A 19,770-nucleotide genomic window follows, 5' to 3' on the forward strand; every position below is an offset into this window, starting at 1 on the left:
ATCATGACCGAAGGATCCGAACAGCGGACGCCGCCAGGCGCAGACCTATCCGCGCAGGCCGGCATTACGCCGCGGCAAATTAAAGATACCGTGCAGGAACTGCTGAAGTACGGACTGCTGGAAGAAAACCGCAAGCCTAATTTATATAAAACCGCGCTGCGGCATCGTGAAGAGATATTGCCGATTCTGGAACCGCTGGAACTGAGCATGAAAATTGACGATGTCCGCGGTCTGGTATGGCTGGCGGTCGATGCGTCATGGCTGAGCGAAAATCCGCAAGAAGAGGATGAATGGACGCATCCGCTGGTGAGACGCCAGCGTCTGAATCTGGAACAGTCATTGCTGGTCGCCATTCTGCGGCAGCATTTTGTCGCTTATGAACAGGAAGCTGGCGTCGGCGCGGCCGGCTGCAAGGTGTTGCTGGACGACCTGTTGCCCAATTTGCAGCTTTACCTTGGCGATCCGGGCAGCGACGCGCTGGCGCAGAAACGCCTGCGCGGGCTGCTGGAACAGTTGAAGGGGCACGGTCTGGTTTCAGAGGTGGATAGCCAGGAGCAGGTCGCCATCCGGCCGATTATCGTTCACGTCGCCAACCCGGAAAACCTGCAGGCCCTGTTGCGAACCTTCCGCAGCCATGCCAATCCCGGGCCGGACATGGCTGGGCCGGAGGACGAAATATGAGGCAGCAATCGCTACAGTTACCGTCCGAAACCTACGTGTTGACCCACCTTGAACTGTATAACTGGGGCGCGTTCGGCGGCAGGCACTGCGCCGAAATCGATATACAGGGCACCGCGATTATCGGCCCGACGGGCAGCGGCAAAACCACGGTGGTGGACGCCTTTATGACCCTGCTGACCGCCAATCCCCGTTATAATCTGGCTTCCACCGGCGGGCATGAAAGCGACCGCGATCTTATCTCCTACGTCCGCGGCGTCGCCGGCGCGGGCAACAGCACCGACGGCGGGCATATCGCCCGCAAGGGAAAAACCGTCACCAGCCTGGCGGCGCGTTTCAGCAATCAGGGCGCTTATCTGTGCATCGGGGCCATTTTCTGGCTAGATGACAACAGCGGCGCCACCGCCGATATGAAACGCCTGTGGATTTTTTCCCAAACCCCCGACTATGGCATGGATTACTGGCTGGATGTTCATCATCAGGGCGGCGCGCGGGCGCTGAAACAGCTGGCCAAAGAGACCGTCGGGCTACAGGTGTTCGACAGCAAACAGGCCTATCTGGCCCGGCTGCGCACCATGTTTGAAGTCGGCGAGAACGCCTTTACCCTGCTAAACCGCGCCGCCGGGCTTAAGCAGCTCAACAGCATTGATGAAATTTTCCGCGAGCTGGTGCTGGATGACTATTCCGCCTTCCAGCGCGCCGGCGAGGTCGTTAATGAATTCAACGACCTGAAAGAGATACGCAATGAGCTGGAAACCGCGCGTCAGCAGCAGCTATCCCTACAGCCTATCGTCGGCGCATGGCAACGCCACGGGGAACTCTCCTCCGCCCTCACCCAGTATGAAACGCTGAAAAAGCTGCTGCCGCGCTGGTATGCCGCGCAGGGGGAACGTCTGTGGAGCGAGGAAATTCATCGTCTGACCCTCGGCCTTGGGGACCTGGAAGCCCGGCAACAGGAGTGTGAAAATCAGCGCCAGTCGCTGACCTCGCAGGCCGCCGCCTTGTACGAGCGCTACCTGCAAAGCGGCGGCGGCAATCTGGAACATCTGCAAAATCAGATTGCGACCCAGCAGGATCTGGCGGCGATACGGCGGCGCGACAGCGAACAGTACCAGCAGTTGGCGCGCGCGCTACAGTTTGACGACGGCTTAAGCGCCGCCGCGCTGACCGCGAATCAGCAGCGGGCCGAACAGCAATGGCAACAGCTAGACCAGCAGGCCGGGCGACAGGAGCAGTTGGCGTTTGAGATCGGCGCCACCACCCAGCGCAAGGCGGAAGATCTCGCCGCGCTCAGACAGGAGCATGAGGCCATCCTACAGCGGCCCGGCTCCAATATTCCGCTGCCGTATCAGGCGTTTCGCAGCGATATGGCGGCGGCGCTGCATCTGGAGGAATCACAGCTTCCCTTCGTGGCCGAACTGCTTGAAGTGCGCAAAGAGGAGTCAGCCTGGCGCGGCGCGATCGAACGGGCGATCGGCGGCCACCGGCTGCGCCTGATGGTGCCCGCCGGCGCGATGGACGCCGCGCTGGCGTGGGTTAACCAACGGCATAACCGGCTGCATGTCCGCCTGCTGGAAGCCGAAACGTCGCCCTCCGCGGCACATTTTTTTGACGATGGTTTCGCCCGCAAACTGAATTTCAAGGCGCATCCTTATCGCGAAGCGTTGAAGCTGTTGCTGGCGGGCATCGATCGCCACTGCGTCGCTTCTCCCCAGCGGCTGCGCGAGGTGCCGCACGCCATGACGGCGCAGGGGCTGATGTCCGGCAAAGCCCGTTACTTTGAAAAACAGGATCAGAAACGGCTCGATCAGGACTGGATGACCGGTTTCGATAACCAGGATCGGCTGGCGAATTTACAACGTTCCATCGAACAGGCGCAGACCGAGTGGCAGCAGGCCAGCGATGAACAGCAACAGGCGCGCAAGGCGCTGGAAACCCATCGGCAGCGGTTACAGCTGCTACAGCAGTTGCAGACGTTGCAGTTCGAACAGATTAACCTGCCGGAGGCGGAACAAAAACTGGCCCAGCTGCGCCGCCAACTGGAGATATTAAAATCCGACGCCGGCGTAGGCCAGGCCCACGCGCAGTGGCAGGAGGTGGAAAAACAAAAGCTGGCGCTTGATGAACGGCGTATTCGCTTAACCGAGGAAAAAGGCGGCATACAGCAACAACTTAGTCACGCCCGGCAGGCGCGGGACAGGCTATTGACGCGCAGCGCGGAAAAATTGACCGAGGAGGAGCAGGCGCTGGCGCAGCGGCAACTGGGCGATGAAGCGCTCGGTCTGGGCACGCTGGATGAGGTGGAGCGTCGGCAGCTCGACCGAATTGACAATCTGATCGGCGCCACGCTGGGTAAACAACAGCAGTGCGAAAAAGATCTGATCCGTCAGATGGGCCTGGCGAAACAGAAAGACACCGGCGCACTGGCGGAAAGCGGCACCGAACTGAGCGACATCGACGACTATCTGGCGCGGTTGCGCGTGCTCAGCGACGAAGCGCTGCCGGAGAAACAGCAACGCTTTCTGACCTATCTCAACCAGTCGTCCGATCAGGGCGTCACGCAGCTGCTGATGGATATTCAAAACGAAGTCAACCGCATTGAGGAACGCATTGCGTCGTTGAATCAAACCTTGCAGCGGGTCGACTTTCAGCCGGGGCAATACCTGCGTCTGGAGCCGCGGCAGATTGCCCATGAACGCTTGCGCACCCTGGAGCAGGCGCAGCGTCATCTGCGTTCGGCGGCGCTGAAAGACGATCTGGGAGAGAGCCACTACCGGGCGTTGCAGCAACTGATCGATATTCTGAAAGAGGCCAGCGAAAACCGCAAAACGGTCGGCGCCCGGGCGCTGCTCGATCCCCGTTATCGATTGCAGTTTTCGGTGTCGGTGCTCGATAGGGAAACCCATGCCCTGCTGGAAACCCGTACCGGATCTCAGGGCGGCAGCGGCGGCGAAAAAGAAATTATCGCCAGCTATGTGCTGACCGCCTCGCTCAGCTACGCGCTCTGCCCGGACGGCAGCAGCCAGCCGTTATTCGGCACCATTGTGCTGGATGAAGCCTTCTCGAAAAGTTCGCAGGCGGTGGCGGGCAGAATCATCTCCGCCCTGAGCGAATTCGGCCTGCATCCGCTGTTCGTCACCCCCAACAAGGAGCTGCGCCTGCTGCGCAACCACACCCGCTCGGCCATTGTGGTGCACCGCAAAGGATTACAGGCCACCCTCGCCTCGCTGAGTTGGGAAGAGCTCGATCAACACGCCAGACAGCGGAACTAGCACCATGAAAAGCCCGCAGGAGCTACAGCGATTTCTGGCGCGGCAATGGCAGTCGGCCGAGGTGCGCGAGCAGCGCTTATCCGGCGACGGCTGGCCGTGGCGCCTGACCATCGGCCGCCCCTCGGCGCGTTTGTTCACCGAACAGACGGCGCGGGTGCGGGAACATATTCAGGCATGGCGCGCCGTAGGCATCGGCGCAGTGTGCGACGAGCAATACCGCTACCGCAGCGGCGGCGAGCCGGTTGCGCTGCCCGGCGTATGGCAACTGGCCTCGCCCGACGAATGGGTGGCCGCGACCGGCGACCGGCAAATCGCCCAGGAATACCGGCAGCTTACCCTGTTGCTGTCGCATATCGATCGGCGCTTCCACCGTCTGTTCATCCGCCAGCGTTCTTTATGGCGAGGCAAAGACAATGCGGAGACGCTCGCCGCCTGCGCCGCCGCGCTCAAACTCACGCCGGGCTGCGCCAACGGCATGCCGCTGCGCGCCCTGGCGTTAAATGAGATCGATAGTAAATTTTTTGAGCGCCACCAGCGTTTACTCACCAGCCTGCTGGATGTGCTGTATCACGGACGGGCCGGCAGCGAGGGGTTGACGGCATTTTTAGGCGCCAGCGCTGAAGCCGCGCACTGGCTGCTGCTGGTGCCCTTGGCCCCCGGATTGCTGCCGTTCGCGCAGCTGCGGGTCAGAGCGCAGGAGTTAAGCCGCGGCGCGCTGCCCGCCGGCCGGATCTTGCTGATCGAAAACGAACGGTGCCTGCATCAATTGCCGCCGCTGGCGGATACCATCGCCATCCTCGGCGCCGGGCTGGATCTGGAGTGGCTGGATAGCGCGCAGCTGCGCGCCAAACGGCTGGCCTACTGGGGCGATATGGATAGCTGGGGGATGACGATGCTGGCCAAGGCCAGACAATACCAGCCGACGATTCAGGCGTTGATGATGGATAAAACCTGCTTCGAACGCTACGCGCCGGACTACGCGGTGGCCGAACCGGAGCCGGCTCAGGCGCTGCCCTCCCCTTACCTTACCAACGAGGAACGGGAGTTTTATCGCTATCTACAGCGGCAGGAGAAAGGCCGGCTGGAACAGGAGCGCCTGCCCGCCGAGCTGGTGATGGCGACGTTGCGTCAATGGCATCAATCAACGCAATAGATTACGCGTTAAGCCTTTTATCATCGCCGCGCGCCAACGGCGTCGCGGCCTATGGTTCACATCGCCTGAGCGGTCAGCAGATCAACGTCGCTCGCACCGGCGACGCGCTCGATATAAGCGGCGACGGCCGGGCCGAAGCTAACGCCCTGCACAATGGTCAGCGAGCGGAGGACGGGGAACAGAATAAAATCGCTGGTGGAGATATCCCGCTTATCCGCCAGCAACGGTTCAAGCTGCGCCAGCTGTTGCTGAACCTGGGATAGCAGCGCGGGCGTGTCGGCCAGCAGCGCGTTCAGGTCGCCGAAGGCTTTTTCTTCCCGTTGCCGGTAAGCCGTACGGGCCTCGGCGGTGGCGAGTTCTTTAAAATCGGCCCTGGTGAAACGCGGCACCGCCAGTTTGAAAACCGCGCCGGAGGTGGCCTGGCACCAGGCTTCAATCGCGGGATCGACGGGTTTATCCGCAATTAAGGGCGTTTTCAGGCTATCGATATAGTGCACGATATCCATGCTTTCCGGCATAAAGCCGCCATCGTCTTTTTGCAGAATAGGCACCACCTTGCGCCCAACCATACTCGTAGGGGTGGCAACGTCTCCCTCCATAATGACGGACAGCTCAAACGGTATCTTCTTTAGTCCGAAAATCATTCTGGCCCTGACGCAAAACGGACAGTGTTCATAGATGAAAAGCTTCATTGCATAACCCCTTGATGATGTAAAACGTCGGGATACGGCTTTATCCCGACAACCACATCGTCAGAGTAATACCAGCAATAAGCGGCGGTAAAGAAAATGTAGCCCGATAGTTGCGGCGCCAGCGGCCCGGCGGCGTTATTTACCTTCAGCGCAGTTGAATCAGCGTCAATATGCCGCCGAATACCGCGCCGGTATCGATATAGAGCTGATTAAAAAATATCAGGGGTTTGTGAAGCGGCGTATGGCCGAAGATAAACAGATGCGCGCCGGCGATGCGCCGGCCCTTCCCCGCCATGGCTCGGGTGATGCGGGTTCGCCCCCAGACCAGCTCATCCGCATCGACCGCCTTGCCGAACGCATAGTCATCCGACGGGTAATCCGCATGGGCAATCACATAGCGGCGGCCATTGATGTCCACGTCGATAACCAGCGGCAGTTGCGCCGTTTGCGCTATCCGCCCGGCGGCTAATCGTTTCTCGGCGTCATCAAGCGCGGCATACCAGGAACCGCCATTGCGCGACCACAGCCAGCCGTTGTCCTCATTCAGCGCCTCGCGCGCCATTTGCTCATGATTGCCGCACACGGCGGTAAACCAGGGCTCGTCCAGCAGCGTCAGGCAGGCCGGGCTATCCGGCCCGCGATCGATCAGGTCGCCCACCGAGATCAGCAGGTCGGTCTGACGATTGAATTGCCGGGCGGCCAGCGCCTCCAGCAATAGCTTGTGGCAGCCGTGGATATCGCCGACGACGAATATTTTTCGGTAGTCATCCCCACTGATGGCGCGATACATCAATTTCTCCCCTCCCGCTGCCGGACATTCGCCCTCGTTGCGCGTTGAGATAAGTATGGCACTAACACACCGGGGTGAACGACTCTTCCTTGGGCTGATGCGGCGACCTCGTCAAGTCCCTGCCGCTCCGCCGCTTGCGCGCGCCAGCTCGGGGAAAAGCCCGCGCAGCGTATCGGCGATGGCCTGCCGGTCATAACCCAGTCGCTGCAAGATCGTGGCGATTTGCCGGGCGGAAATCGCATCCTGATATACCGAATGGAGCACATCGGCAATCAGCCGGGGAGTGATCGGGCTAATCAGGGCAATGTCCTTTGCCGTACCGCCCCACGCCTGAAGAATATGCTCAAGCGCCTGTTCCGGGGTCATGCCCTGCTCGTGGAGCGACGCCACCACCGTAATCAGCTTATCTTTTATTTCATTCGCCAAGGTTTGGCTCCTTGATCAACGGGAGCCCTTCCTCAATCCCCGCCGACCGACCATTTACCACAACCGGAAACCCCGTCCAGCTCCGGCTCGCCACAACCTGAAGTTGTGGCAACCACAAATAAAGGGTGTTTTTCCAATAGATCTCAGATGGTTATAGTGAAACCACCTCTTGTCGTCCCCCCAAAAACGCAACAATAACAGGGGGGATGGTCATTTGGACGCGTCCAGAGCGTTTATCCGGCCGCACCAGACCCCTTTCCCATCATACAACAGGCAGGCGATATAACCAGAAAACAGCACGAGGATTAGGTACCCCCTACAATAACAGGAAGATAACACTATGATCAGACTAAGAAAAAATACCGCTATCGGTTGCTTTCTTTTCATCTTCGGCCTCTCCCTCAGCTACGCGCAACCTGCTACCGCGCAAGAGAGCAAACTAGAAACCGACGTCGTGGTAATCGGATTCGGCGGCGCCGGCGTATCCGCCTCAGTCTCTGCGGCGGAGGCCGGACTGAAGGTGATCGCGCTGGAAAAGCAAGCCTTCGCCGGCGGCAGCACCAACTTCGCCGAGGGGCTGTTCGGCGTCGGCACCGACCAGACCCGCAGGGACTCGGTCCACATAACCCCCGAACAGGCTTACCGGACGTCGATGGAGTTCAACCAGTTCTACCGCGTCAATCCCGCGCTGGTGCGGACGTACCTGAAGGAGGCCGGCCCCACCATCCGCTGGCTGGAGAAGCAGGGCGTCAATTTCCGGCTGGGGCAGATGTCGAAGCATGAGCCGCGGGTGTGGCACGTAGTGGAAGACTACGGCAACTCCCACCACGGCGCCGCGCTGATCAAACGCATGGTGGAGCGGGCCAACGAACTGGGGGTGCAGGTGATGTACAAGACCCCGGGCAAGAAACTGATCTACCAAGACGGCGCGATCAAGGGCGTGGAAGCGGAAGACGCCGACGGCAACAAGCTCACCATCCTGGCGAAGGCGGTGATCCTGTCCACGGGCGGCTTCCCGGACAGCAAGGAGAAGGTGGCGGCCTGGACGCCATTCGATCCGGAAAAAGTGGCGCCGTTCGTTAGTCTAAATAAGACCGGCGAGGGCATCGACATGGCCAGGGCGGTGGGGGCGGATACCGTCGGGTTCGGACTCACGCTGCACCCGGGCATCAAAGGGAAAGGCATCCCGGTGGTCGGCGATCTGCAGGGCATGACTTTCGAGCCGAACCTGTGGGTCAACAAATACGGCGACCGCTTCGCTGATGAGACGATCGTGGAGAGTTTCGTCCTGGCCGGCAACGCCATCGAGTCGCAGCGCGACAGCTTCATCTGGTCCGTCTTCGATGAAAACACGGTGAAATTTGTCACCGAGCAGGGCGCCCGCATCGGGATGGGCGTCATCGTTCCGGTCATGAAAAAGCTCACCAACTTGCAAAAGGAGATCGACGACGCCATCAAGGAGGGCAACGCCAACGTCGTCAAGGCGAATACCCTGAATGAACTGGCGAAAAAGATGGGAGTAGACGCCAAACGGCTGCAGGCGTCCGTCGCCCAATTCAACCAGATCAGGGAGAAGAACGCCGACGAGGCATTCACCCGCGATCCGGCGACGGTGATCCCGGTTAACGCGCCTCCCTACTACGCGCTGCAGGTACGTCCCTACTACTTCACGACCACCGGCGGGATAAGAATTACGCCGGCGGCGGAGGCGACGGACGCCAACGACAACGTGATCAAAGGGCTTTACGTCACGGGCAGCGATGCGGGCGGGCAGTACGGCCGGACCTATACGCTGTGGGCATCGGGGTCGACCTTTTCGTTCGCGGTCACCACCGGCAGACTGGCCGGCGTGCACGCCGCGCAATACATCGCCACCCTGAAATAGCAACCCGCGCCGGAGAGAAACTGTCCTCTCCGGCGGATAACAACAACCGGGGGATATGATGATGAACACCGTGAATAAGCGGCTATGCCGGCTGGCGCTGTCGCTGATACTGACGGCCGCGCCGGCGGCGTATGGCGTGGAAAACGTCACGCCGTTGCAGCCGGGCGCGACAACCGGCAACGCGGCGGGGCTATTGCCGCCGGACGGGCTCTACTTTACGCTGAACAGCTCTTATGAAACCGGCTCCCTGCGCAACGAGGACGGCGATAAAGCCCTGACGCCGGGCGGCAGCGTCAAGCTCAAGGTGATCAGCACCGCCGCCTCTTTATTGTGGGTGCCGGGCTGGGAAGTGCTGGGCGCCCGTTACGGCGCCAGCATAGTGCAACCCCAGCGCGTCGTTCGTTCCCGCACCAACGATGGTCAGGCGGAGCACAAAGATCACTATGACGGCATGCTGAACACCTCGATCACGCCCGTGATGCTGTCGTGGGATCTGGGCCGCGGTCTGTTTGTGGGATTCGGCGCGGGAGTCAGTCTGAAGAACGGCAAGTTTGAGTATCAGTACAGCGAGGCCGAGGGCAGAAACGTCATACAGGGAAATTCCGTCGCCAATAATTTTTATATTTTCCAGCCTAATCTCGCCGTCACCTATCTGCGGGACGACTGGGCGTTCACGGTGAATAATATCTTTAATTTCAATACCCGCAACAAGACGACCGAATACCAAACCGGCCACCTCTACTATCTCGACGTCACCGCCGCCAAAACGATCAATAACTGGACGCTGGGCGCGATCGGCAACTATACCCGGCAGTTTCGCGACGACGAGATAAAGGGGCGAAAAGTCTCCGCCATACCGGGATTTCATGCGCAGGGGAAACGCACCGAATACGCCTCGCTAGGGCCGATGATCGGCTATAACTTCGGCGATTTTTCCGTTTCAGGCCGTTTTCTGTTTGCGCTGTTCGCCGAAAATGATGTGGATATGTCGATCTTCCATCTGGGGATCACCATTCCGCTGAAGTAACCCACGGCAACGCCGCGTTATGTTATCGCGGCGTTTTCCGTTTCCGACACAGCTGCGCGCGGTGAAAACCGTGCGCAATATCCCTTTTCTTAATACGCGTTTTTTATTCCTATGATAGCTGTCATATTTTGACGGAAATGGGCTGGTTACACTGTCCGTCTGTCCCCTGCACGATGACCGATGATGGTAGAGGTGGCATATGGATATCGGCACACTGAAATATTTTGTTCAGGTGTATGAGGATCGTTGCCTGACTCGTTCCGCACAAAAATTATTCATTAGCCAGCAGGCGCTGAGCAGGCAGATCCTCAATCTGGAAACCGAACTGGGCGTAACCCTGTTTCAGCGTAATTCCCGCGGCATGGCGCCCACTGAGATGGGTGACTTCCTCTATGCCAAAGCCCTGAGCGCCATCAACAGCATTGCCGCGTTGGAAAGCGATGTGCGCACCCGGCAACGGCATGAACATCCTCGTTACCGTCTCGGCTTTTCTCCCGGCACTTTGCAAATCCTGGGAGTACAGCGGGTGTTGGCGTTTCTGGCCGCCTACCAGGATGCGGACTGTGAACTGTCCGAACACACCGATATCGAATGCGAAGCGCGCGTGGATAACGGATCGCTGGATATGGCTATCACCGTCAAGCCTGGAGACAAGCCGCGACTGAGCTATACCAGCATCAAGCAGGAGCGGATCGTACTGGTGAGCAATAAGAAGCACCGTCTGGCGCGGCTGGCGCAAACGCGGCCCATCCGTCTGGCCGACATGGTCGACGTCTCTCTGATTATGCTGGATGAAACCTTCCGGCTACGGGAGACCATTTTGCAGCACCTGCGCCGGGCGGGCGTCTCTCCCCGCATCCATACCCATATCAGTCACGATCTGTATGTCGCCTATGATTTGGTCACGCTGAACCAGGGCGTTTTTGTCTTCGTCGAAGGATTGGCTCGCCCTCTGCTACGCGACGGCATGGTATGTATTCCCCTGTTGGACAGCGGCATGAAATGGGATATCGGGATGATCGTCGGCCATGAATCCGCGGCGCGTTCGCCGATACTGCTCAATTTCGTTAGCCGTTTTCAACATGAAATGCGCCAGGATGCGGAAACCTCACGCCAGACAACCGGCAGTGGCTGCCCATTATTTATCTGAAATAGCGCGCTGGTGCTGAAAGGCTCAGGAGACGGCATTTACCCCGGTGTATAATATAAGGAATTATTAAAAATAGTTTGCAACAACTCCGCGTACATTGAGTCATTCTCTTCGTTTTTTGAGATGCGATAATTCCCCAAATAAAAAATCGAATTTCATTCTGTGAGCAAAAAGGCCAAGCCATGATCACCACCGACGGTAACAATGCAGTCGCTTCTGTCGCCTGGCGGACAAACGAAGTCATCGCCATCTACCCTATTACGCCCAGCTCCACCATGGCCGAGCAGGCGGCGGCCTGGTCGAGCGACGGAGGAAAGAATATATGGGGAGACACGCCGCGCGTGGTTGAAATGCAGTCGGAAGGCGGGGCGATAGCCGCCGTGCACGGCGCGCTGCAAACCGGGACATTGGCCACCACCTTTACCTCGTCGCAGGGATTGCTGCTGATGATCCCCTCGTTGTATAAACTGGCCGGCGAACTGACGCCTTTTGTGCTGCACGTGGCCGCCCGTACGGTGGCGACCCACGCGCTGTCCATTTTCTGCGACCATTCCGACGTAATGGCGGTACGCCAGACCGGCTGCGCCATGCTCTGCGCCAGCAACGTGCAGGAGGCGCAGGATTTCGCGCTGATCGCGCAGATAGCCAGCCTGAACAGCCGGCTGCCGTTTATCCACTTTTTCGACGGTTTCCGCACGTCGCATGAAATCAACAAGATTGAACCGCTGAGCGATGACGCGCTGCGCCAGTTGCTCCCTCGGCAGGCTATAGAGGCTCACCGTGAGCGAGCGCTTACACCCGAACATCCGGTGATCCGCGGCACCGCCTCCAACCCGGACACCTTCTTCCAGGCGCGCGAAGCCGCCAACCCCTGGTATAACGCCGCCTGCCGGCACGTCGAACAGGCGATGAACGACTTCGCCGACGTCGCCGGGCGGCAGTACCGGCCGTTTGAGTACTACGGCCATCCCGAAGCCACCCGGGTTATCGTGCTGATGGGATCCGGCGTCGGCACCGTTGAAGAAGTGGTCGATACGCTGCTGACGCGCGGTGAAAAGGTCGGCGTGGTCAAGGTTCGCCTGTATCGTCCGTTTTCAGCCGGGCATTTGCTGGCGGTTATTCCGCAGACGGCGCAAAACATCGCCGTGCTGGATCGCACCAAAGAACCGGGCGCGCTGGCGGAGCCGCTCTATCTGGACGTGATGACCTCGCTGGCCGAGGCGTTCACCACGGGCGAACGCGCCTCTATGCCGCGAGCGATCGGCGGGCGTTACGGCCTGTCGTCCAAGGAATTCACCCCGCAGTGCGTGCAGGCCGTTTTCAATGAGTTGGCGCTCGCTAACCCGCGGCCGCGCTTCACGGTCGGTATCTACGATGATGTGACCAACCTGTCGCTGCCGCTGCCGACCCAGCATTTACCGGCGCATGCGTCGCTGGAGGCGCTGTTCTACGGGCTGGGCAGCGACGGTACGGTATCGGCCGCCAAAAACTCGATTAAAATCGTCGGCGACGCCACCCCGATGTTCGTGCAGGGCTACTTCGTCTACGACTCGAAAAAGGCCGGCAGCCTGACCGTCTCCCATATGCGCGCCGGCCCTCACCCCATCAACTCCGCGTACCTGATCGATCGGGCGGATTTCGTCGCCTGTCACCAGTGGCAGTTTATCGACAAGTACAGCATGGTCGAGCGGCTGAAGCCCGGCGGCGTGTTTCTGATTAACGCCCCTTACGCCAGCGACGATCTGTGGCATCGCCTGCCGCAGGAAGTACAGGCCGGCTTAAACCAGCGTCAGGCGCGGGTGTACTGTATCAACGCGGCGAAAATCGCCCGCGAGTGTCAGTTGGGCGCGCGCATTAATACCGTGATGCAGATGGCGTTCTTCCACCTGTCGCAGATCCTGCCGGGCGAGGCGGCGGTGGAAAAACTGCGTACGGCGATCGCCAAAAGCTACGGCAGCAAAGGCCAGGAGCTGGTCGAGCGCAACTGGCGGGCGCTGAGCGCCACGCTGGAAGCCCTGGCCGCCGTGCCGCTGCAAGCGGTCGATGCGCACAGCCCGCAGCGCCCGCCGGTGGTTTCCGACGCCGCCCCCGACTTTGTGAAAACGGTGACCGCCGCCATGCTGGCCGGCTTGGGCGATACCCTGCCGGTTTCCGCCCTGCCCCCCGACGGCACCTGGCCGACCGGCACCACCAAATGGGAAAAACGTAATATCGCCGAGGCGATCCCGCTATGGCGGCCCCAGCTGTGCACCCAGTGCAACCACTGCGTCGCCGCCTGCCCGCACTCCGCCATCCGCGCCAAGGTGGTGCCGGCCGAGGCGATGGAAAACGCGCCGGCGTCGCTGCAGTCGCTGGATGTCAAAGCCCGCGATATGCGCGGTCAGAAATATGTGTTGCAGGTGGCGCCGGAAGACTGCACCGGCTGTAACCTGTGCGTGGAAGTCTGCCCGGCGAAAGATCGCCAGGATCCGACGATCAAAGCCATCAATATGGAATCCCGGCTGGATAATCTGGCGGTTGAAAAAGAGAACTTCGACTTCTTTATGGCGCTGCCGGAAATCGACCGTTCCAGGCTGGAACGCATCGATATCCGCACCTCGCAGCTGATTTCGCCGCTGTTTGAATATTCAGGCGCCTGCTCCGGCTGCGGCGAAACGCCGTATATCAAACTGCTCACACAGCTGTACGGCGATCGTCTGCTGGTGGCCAACGCCACCGGCTGTTCGTCCATTTACGGCGGCAACCTGCCCACCACGCCGTGGACCACCGACGCCAACGGCCGCGGACCGGCCTGGGCCAACTCCCTGTTTGAGGATAACGCCGAGTTCGGGCTGGGTTTCCGCCTGAGCGTCGACCAGCACCGCCAGCGCGCCGTGCGTTTACTGCACGACCTGGCGCCGCAATTGCCGGCCGATTTGGTGGCCGCCTTACAGGAAGAGGCCATCGCCCCGGAGCTGCGCCGTCAGCAAATTGAGCAACTGCGAACCCTGCTGGCGACTATCGGCGGCGATAAGGCCGGCGCGCTGGCCGCCGCGGCGGATCATCTGGTGGATAAATCCATCTGGCTGATTGGCGGCGACGGCTGGGCTTACGACATCGGCTACGGCGGTCTGGATCACGTGATGAGCCTGAGCGAAAACGTCAACGTGCTGGTGCTGGATACCCAGTGCTACTCCAATACCGGCGGGCAGCAGTCCAAAGCCACCCCGCTGGGCGCGGTGACCAAGTTCGGCGAAAAAGGCAAACGCAAGGCGCGTAAAGATCTCGGCATTAGCGTGATGATGTACGGCCACGTTTATGTGGCGCAGATATCGCTGGGCGCCCAGTTGAACCAGACGGTGAAAGCCATTCAGGAGGCCGAGGCCTGGCCGGGTCCGTCGCTGATTATCGCCTACAGTCCCTGCGAAGAGCACGGCTACGATCTGGCGTTCAGCCACGATCAGATGCGCCAGTTGACCGCCACCGGCTTCTGGCCGCTCTACCGCTTCGATCCGCGTCGTACCGAGGAAGGCAAACCGGCGCTGGTGACGGACTCCCGTCCGCCGTCAACCAGCCTGAGCGAAACCCTGCTGCACGAGCAGCGTTTCCGCCGCCTGAACAGCCTGATGCCGGAAGAAACGGCGCTGCTGTATGAAGAGGCCGAAGCGGATCTGCGCCGCCGTTATGATTTTCTGACCATGATGGCGGGTAAAGCGGAGAAAAATCCGCAGGAGTGACGCGACTATCCTTTGCGACAGAGTTCTCACCCTACCCCAACCCTCCCCGGGAGTTTAGCTCCTCCCCCTGACAAGGGGGAGGCCGGGAGGGAGGGTCATTAATGTCAAAGCGCTAACCCACAAATCCATCCCCGCCAGCGCGCTTCGGCTTTTTACGAACACGACTAATGTACGCCGGTTCAATCGTTTCTTTGATAACCGAATTTTTGAAAGCAACGACTTTTGCCAGGTACGCCGCAGACTCGTCCTTGTTCATCGTGACGTCATGACAGATCCGATCGACCGGATATACGATGTGGATAGGCAAACGCATCAAATATGCCGATACTACGCCTTGGTTGTTGGACGATCTGCGCAGCACCGCTCAGGATTTACCCGTTCACTGGAACGACGATGGCTTGGCAATTAATAATACCGATTGCCGATTTCGCCAGTGAACTGCATTTACAGAGGAACGCGGCTAACTGTCTGACCCCGTTAGCGTTGTTCCCGTGGGCGTTCTCTTTTTTGTCTTAAGATAAGAGGGATTGATATGAAAGTCGCACTTGGACAGTTCGCCGTCGAACGCGAATGGCAAAACAATGTTAAAACCACGCTTGGGCTGATGTCCGACGCGCAGCGCGCGGGCGCCGATCTTCTGGTGCTGCCCGAAGGTATTCTGGCGCGAGATATCGCCAATCCCAAACTGGTGTTAACCGCCGCCCAGCCGTTGGACGGTCCTTTCGTTACCCAGCTGCTGGCGGCCAGCAAAGGCAGTCAAATGACCACCGTAATGAGCATTCATGTGCCGAACGGCACGGAAAAGGTGTGGAATATGCTCATTGCCATGCGCGACGGCGCCATCATCGCCCGGTACAAGAAACTGCATCTGTACGATGCGTTCGCCATGCAGGAATCAGAAAACGTTACCCCCGGCGATGAAATTCCACCGTTGATCGAGGTTGCGGGACTGAAGATCGGCCTGATGACCTGTTATGACATCCGTTTCCCCGAACTGGCGCGACGCCTGGTGCTGGATGGCGCGGAAGCGCTGGTGCTGCCGGCCGCCTGGGTCAAAGGGCCGTTGAAAGAGTCCCATTGGGAACTGCTGGTGCGCGCACGCGCGCTGGAGAATACCGCGTATGTCGTGGCGGTCGGCGAATGCGGGGTAAAAAATATCGGCAACAGCATGGTGGTTGATCCGTTGGGCGTGGTGGTGGTTCAGGCGCCGGAAGCGCCGGCGCTGATCTACGCCGATGTGGATCCCGATCGGCTTTCCTATGCGCGGCAAATATTGCCTGCCCTGACCAACCGCCGTTTTGAGAAACCGCGTCTGCCCAACGAATAACCCGGGAGATTTTTATCCACAGATTAAATGCTTCCTTACGGGTTGCAAAAAAGTGTGATTAGTTACACATGTTGATTCCCTCTTACGCCGTTCTGCACATATAATGCGCATCCGGTTCTATCGACCGGAATAAACCAGAATCACTATTTCTGGTATGGCATCTACCACTCAATAAAGACATGAAAATGAGTATTCGCGCGATCCTAACTTTCGTTGTGGCTGTGACGGCATTCAGCCAGGCCGCCTTTGCCGTTGTCTATCCTCTGCCGGCGGCCAACAGCCGGCTGGTGGGCGAAAACCTGGAATTCACCATCCCGACGGACAGTACGTTGCCGTTGGAGCATTTTGCCGCCCAGTTCCAGATGGGGTTGAGCAATATGATGGAAGCCAACCCGGGGGTTGACGCCTATCTGCCCACGCCGGGCAGCACCCTGACCATTCCTCATCAGTTGATTCTGCCGGACGCGCCGCGCGAAGGCATCGTGGTCAACAGCGCGGAAATGCGCCTGTATTACTACCCGAAAGGCACCAAAACCGTGGTGGTGCTGCCGATCGGCATCGGTGAATTAGGCAAGGATACGCCGATTAACTGGGTCACCTCCGTGCAGCGGAAAAAGGCCGGCCCGACCTGGACGCCGACCGCCGCCATGCATGCGGAATATGCCGCCCGCGGTGAAACCTTGCAGAAAGTTTTCCCGGCCGGTCCGGATAACCCGATGGGACTTTACGCCCTGTATGTCGGCCGGCTGTACGCCATTCACGGCACTAACGCCAATTTTGGCATCGGCCTGCGCGTCAGCCACGGTTGCGTTCGCATGCGGGCGGATGACATCAAATACCTGTTCGATCACGTCCCGGTGGGAACGCGGGTGCAGTTTATCAACGAGCCGATCAAAGCCACGGTAGAACCGGACGGTTCGCGCTATGTGGAAGTCCACCACCCGCTGTCGCGCACCGTGGAAGAGTTTAACTCCGATGTGCCGGCGCCGCTCACCATCACCCCCGCGGTGGGTAAAGTGGTGGCCGATGCCAGCGTCAATCAGAGCGATATCGACAAGGCGCTGCAGGAACGCTCCGGCATGCCGCTCAAGATTAACGGCCTGATTGAAGAAAGCGCGCCGACGCTGCCGGTTGAGTCCGTCGCGGCGCCGGAAGCGGTGAATCCGGACGCTCCCGTTACGCCGCAAGCGGTAACCCCTGGCGCCGCCGACCCTGTAGCGCCGGAAACGCAGCCGCAGGATAATTCAGCTCAGATAGTTGAACCCAACGCGGAGCAAGGCTCGGCGGATCAGGACACTACGGCGCCGCAAGCGGATGCCGCGGCATCAGAGTCCAGCGCCGATCGTTCTTGATTTACCCGCCCGATGAAAAATGGCACGGACGCCATTTTCCACCTCTCCCGCGAATCATCAAATCAGCGCCGCTTCTTTCAGTTCACTCTTCAGATAGGCGTAATAAATCGGTGCGGCGATAACGCCGGATAGGCCGAACGCCGCCTCAAATACCAGCATCGCCAGCAGGATTTCCCAGGCGTGCGCTTTAATTCTGGTGCCGACAATCTGCGCATTAAGGAAATATTCGAGCTTGTGGATCAGCATCAGATACACCAGCGCGATCAAGGCGATAGGCAGGGAAATGGATAAGGCGGAGATAAACACGATGGAATTCGAAATCAGGTTGCCGATGACCGGCAATAAACCGAAAACGAAAGTCAGCACCACCAGCGTTTTCGAGAAAGGCAGATGAATGCCGAAACAGGGGAATGCGCCAAGAATAAAAATGGCCGACAGCACGGTATTTACCGCGGAAATTTTTACCTGAGCAAAAACAATGTTGCGAAATGAAGCGGACAACAGCGATACCCGACGCAGCAATTCCGCCTTCAGCAGCGGCTTTTCCGTATCGCTCTCCACATTGTATAAAGAGATAATCGCCCCCAGCACCATACCTATCAGCATGGTGACGAAACCGTGCAGGAAACTTTTCCCCATGTTTTGCAAGATAGCGATATGCTGTTGAACCCATTGCAAAAACTCGTGTTGCAGTTCTTCAACGCTGACCGGCAAATATCCCGGTAAAAACAGCATCAACTGCTGCTGGATGTCGTTAAGGATATAGGCGATGCGGGTATTAAATGCCGTGGTGTCTTTCATTTCCTGCATCAGCAACCCCACCAGGCTACCGAAAAGCAGACTCAGCAAACTGACCACCAGCGTGCTGATAATCGCCACCACCATCCAGCGGGCGCGCTTGCCGCTGATCACTTTTTGAAAATAGGGCGTCAGCAGATTAACGATTTCATAAACAAGAAAACCGGCGATAAAACAGGCTAACAGACGCAGGGGCAGCAACAGCAACAGGCCCCCCATAATAAAGAAAAAGCTCAAAAACCGGGCTTGTTTGAGATTCAGTAACTGCATGATGACGTCCCGTGTGTAAAACCAATGCTAATATGTCAAACCGACGTTTTAAACCGTCATTCTTAGCGTTTTAGCGCAGAAACACCAGCAGGTTTTTGATCTTGACGGTTATCTGTCGCGCCCCTTTCCCTTTATCGACGGCCACCCTTACCGTTTCCTTACGGATGCCTTACGGTTTCCTTATATGGCCGATAGCATAAGAATCATAACGGACAGCATATTGAAATATATTGGATATTATTTTATCCACATTAAGAAACCAGTGAATAAAAATAAGGCCGACGGCGCCAATTGCACAATAAGGAAATAAGCCGGAAATAGATCGGTAACCGATAACGGAGGGTTAATCCATTATTTTTTATAAAGTGAATGCAGTTGGAAATAACAACCGCCCTGCGTCGGGCGGACGACAACCCGAAGCAGAGCCGCTCGCGTCGCATAACGGGCGTTTAACTAGCCAGATTGGCGGGTGATTCCGTCGGCTCCTGATTCAGGATCAATAAGGACAACACCCGATTTTCAACATTCAATTTAGAGAAAGAGAGCGTACCCAGCTGCTTGCGGGTAAAGCCGTCGGACAGCAGGTCTGAAACCACGCGCGTACTTAATACGCTGGAATCAGTCATAAAGTCTTGATAAGCGAACTTCACGTTAACCGGCAGTACATCGTCAATAGAAACCGGCGTGCTCATTTCGGAGCGCAGCCCAAAATGGGCATTAAAAGCAGAATTGGCGCAAACCACCTTACACTTCTCGTCAATCACCGCGGCAGCCCGCCGTTCATTCTGAACGGGTTGACTAAGCATGCCAATGATCTCATTCCGGCCAAATATCAGACTCATTATTTCCTCTGCTTCATGCTATGTAGAAGATACCATCAAGCGCCGTCAGGCAAGCTGTGGCCTACAGTAACCCGTTGATAAGCATTCAACCCGCCGGTTCGCCGGCATAGTGTAATTATCTAAATGTATAGTTTTGGAAACCGGATGTTGCTGAATAAAAACAAAAATATAACAATTCGCCTTTTTAGGTCTGATGGACCACCGCTTCGCTTCTGCTTCTGGCCGAAAAAACGGCGTTTTGCTCACCGTATCGCCCTGCGTCGCCGATTATCCATACTTGGCTGCGCGCTGATAATCAGATAAATCCAAATAGCGGTGGCGGGTAAAAATATACTCGAAACAACGTTGTCACTATCGGCGGAATAAGAGAGATCTTTATGCTGTTTGATCGT

14 protein-coding genes are annotated in these 19,770 nt (G+C 58.3%); 9 read left to right on the top strand and 5 right to left on the bottom strand.

The annotated features are described in order from the left end of the window. Window positions 1-3 precede the first annotated feature (3 nt). The 3 genes from MFP24_RS12690 to MFP24_RS12700 are packed head-to-tail and all read left to right on the top strand — an operon-like array spanning window position 4 to window position 5,103. Window positions 4-681, top strand: coding sequence for a DUF4194 domain-containing protein (locus MFP24_RS12690; protein WP_249230662.1), 678 nt, complete (start codon window positions 4-6; stop codon window positions 679-681). After that, window positions 678-3,950, top strand: a complete 3,273-nt coding sequence (locus MFP24_RS12695) for an ATP-binding protein (RefSeq protein WP_249230663.1) — start codon at window positions 678-680, stop codon at window positions 3,948-3,950. Before MFP24_RS12690 ends, MFP24_RS12695 begins: the two co-directional genes overlap by 4 nt. Before the next feature lie 4 nt (window positions 3,951-3,954). Continuing rightward, complete coding sequence (locus MFP24_RS12700) at window positions 3,955-5,103, top strand: Wadjet anti-phage system protein JetD domain-containing protein (RefSeq protein ID WP_249230664.1); 1,149 nt, start codon at window positions 3,955-3,957, stop codon at window positions 5,101-5,103. A 56-nt stretch (window positions 5,104-5,159) separates the two neighbouring features. Here the strand turns inward: MFP24_RS12700 and grxB are convergent, their stop codons facing one another. The 3 genes from grxB to MFP24_RS12715 all read right to left on the bottom strand — a co-directional run bounded on the left by grxB (window position 5,160) and on the right by MFP24_RS12715 (window position 7,011). Next, on the bottom strand, window positions 5,160-5,795 hold the full coding sequence (gene grxB, locus MFP24_RS12705) for a glutaredoxin 2 (protein ID WP_249230665.1): 636 nt from the start codon (window positions 5,793-5,795) through the stop codon (window positions 5,160-5,162). A gap of 145 nt (window positions 5,796-5,940) precedes the next feature. Next, entirely contained in the window at window positions 5,941-6,585 is a 645-nt protein-coding gene (locus MFP24_RS12710) for a metallophosphoesterase (RefSeq protein ID WP_249230666.1), read from the bottom strand. A 111-nt stretch (window positions 6,586-6,696) separates the two neighbouring features. After that, complete coding sequence (locus tag MFP24_RS12715; RefSeq protein WP_249230667.1) at window positions 6,697-7,011, bottom strand: IS66 family transposase; 315 nt, start codon at window positions 7,009-7,011, stop codon at window positions 6,697-6,699. Window positions 7,012-7,351: 340 nt separating this feature from the next. Between MFP24_RS12715 and MFP24_RS12720 the strand changes: the two genes are divergently transcribed. The 6 genes from MFP24_RS12720 (at window position 7,352) to MFP24_RS12750 (ending at window position 17,468) form a co-directional block, all read left to right on the top strand. Next, window positions 7,352-8,896 (top strand): FAD-dependent oxidoreductase, encoded by a 1,545-nt coding sequence (locus tag MFP24_RS12720; protein WP_249230668.1) that lies wholly within the window; start codon window positions 7,352-7,354, stop codon window positions 8,894-8,896. Between the two features lie 61 nt (window positions 8,897-8,957). Then, window positions 8,958-9,923 carry a SphA family protein gene (locus MFP24_RS12725; RefSeq protein ID WP_249230669.1) on the top strand — a complete coding sequence of 322 codons (966 nt, stop codon included), beginning with the start codon at window positions 8,958-8,960 and terminating at the stop codon, window positions 9,921-9,923. A gap of 199 nt (window positions 9,924-10,122) precedes the next feature. Then, window positions 10,123-11,073, top strand: coding sequence for a LysR family transcriptional regulator (locus MFP24_RS12730; RefSeq protein WP_249230670.1), 951 nt, complete (start codon window positions 10,123-10,125; stop codon window positions 11,071-11,073). A 182-nt stretch (window positions 11,074-11,255) separates the two neighbouring features. Further along, window positions 11,256-14,789, top strand: coding sequence for a pyruvate:ferredoxin (flavodoxin) oxidoreductase (gene nifJ / locus MFP24_RS12735; RefSeq protein ID WP_249230671.1), 3,534 nt, complete (start codon window positions 11,256-11,258; stop codon window positions 14,787-14,789). Window positions 14,790-15,321: 532 nt separating this feature from the next. Beyond that, window positions 15,322-16,116, top strand: coding sequence for a deaminated glutathione amidase (locus MFP24_RS12745; RefSeq protein WP_249230672.1), 795 nt, complete (start codon window positions 15,322-15,324; stop codon window positions 16,114-16,116). A gap of 185 nt (window positions 16,117-16,301) precedes the next feature. Next, window positions 16,302-17,468 (top strand): L,D-transpeptidase family protein, encoded by a 1,167-nt coding sequence (locus tag MFP24_RS12750; RefSeq protein WP_249230673.1) that lies wholly within the window; start codon window positions 16,302-16,304, stop codon window positions 17,466-17,468. 57 nt (window positions 17,469-17,525) lie between these two features. Here the strand turns inward: MFP24_RS12750 and MFP24_RS12755 are convergent, their stop codons facing one another. Beyond that, window positions 17,526-18,536, bottom strand: coding sequence for an AI-2E family transporter (locus MFP24_RS12755; protein ID WP_249230674.1), 1,011 nt, complete (start codon window positions 18,534-18,536; stop codon window positions 17,526-17,528). A gap of 449 nt (window positions 18,537-18,985) precedes the next feature. Continuing rightward, complete coding sequence (locus MFP24_RS12760; RefSeq protein ID WP_318011341.1) at window positions 18,986-19,378, bottom strand: transcriptional regulator; 393 nt, start codon at window positions 19,376-19,378, stop codon at window positions 18,986-18,988. Window positions 19,379-19,770: the final 392 nt, after the last annotated feature.

The organism is Brenneria tiliae, assembly GCF_023347575.1.
Classification (GTDB): Bacteria; Pseudomonadota; Gammaproteobacteria; order Enterobacterales; family Enterobacteriaceae; genus Brenneria; species Brenneria corticis.

Excerpts from the sequence above, each read along its gene's own strand:
- MFP24_RS12710 (WP_249230666.1), bottom strand. The coding sequence starts at position 6,585 with ATGTATCGCGCCATCAGTGGGGATGACTACCGAAAAATATTCGTCGTC.
- grxB (WP_249230665.1), bottom strand. The coding sequence starts at position 5,795 with ATGAAGCTTTTCATCTATGAACACTGTCCGTTTTGCGTCAGGGCCAGA.
- nifJ (WP_249230671.1), top strand. The coding sequence starts at position 11,256 with ATGATCACCACCGACGGTAACAATGCAGTCGCTTCTGTCGCCTGGCGG.
- MFP24_RS12750 (WP_249230673.1), top strand. The coding sequence starts at position 16,302 with ATGAGTATTCGCGCGATCCTAACTTTCGTTGTGGCTGTGACGGCATTC.
- MFP24_RS12755 (WP_249230674.1), bottom strand. The coding sequence starts at position 18,536 with ATGCAGTTACTGAATCTCAAACAAGCCCGGTTTTTGAGCTTTTTCTTT.
- MFP24_RS12730 (WP_249230670.1), top strand. The coding sequence starts at position 10,123 with ATGGATATCGGCACACTGAAATATTTTGTTCAGGTGTATGAGGATCGT.
- MFP24_RS12700 (WP_249230664.1), top strand. The coding sequence starts at position 3,955 with ATGAAAAGCCCGCAGGAGCTACAGCGATTTCTGGCGCGGCAATGGCAG.
- MFP24_RS12690 (WP_249230662.1), top strand. The coding sequence starts at position 4 with ATGACCGAAGGATCCGAACAGCGGACGCCGCCAGGCGCAGACCTATCC.
- MFP24_RS12745 (WP_249230672.1), top strand. The coding sequence starts at position 15,322 with ATGAAAGTCGCACTTGGACAGTTCGCCGTCGAACGCGAATGGCAAAAC.
- MFP24_RS12695 (WP_249230663.1), top strand. The coding sequence starts at position 678 with ATGAGGCAGCAATCGCTACAGTTACCGTCCGAAACCTACGTGTTGACC.
- MFP24_RS12725 (WP_249230669.1), top strand. The coding sequence starts at position 8,958 with ATGAACACCGTGAATAAGCGGCTATGCCGGCTGGCGCTGTCGCTGATA.
- MFP24_RS12720 (WP_249230668.1), top strand. The coding sequence starts at position 7,352 with ATGATCAGACTAAGAAAAAATACCGCTATCGGTTGCTTTCTTTTCATC.
- MFP24_RS12760 (WP_318011341.1), bottom strand. The coding sequence starts at position 19,378 with ATGAGTCTGATATTTGGCCGGAATGAGATCATTGGCATGCTTAGTCAA.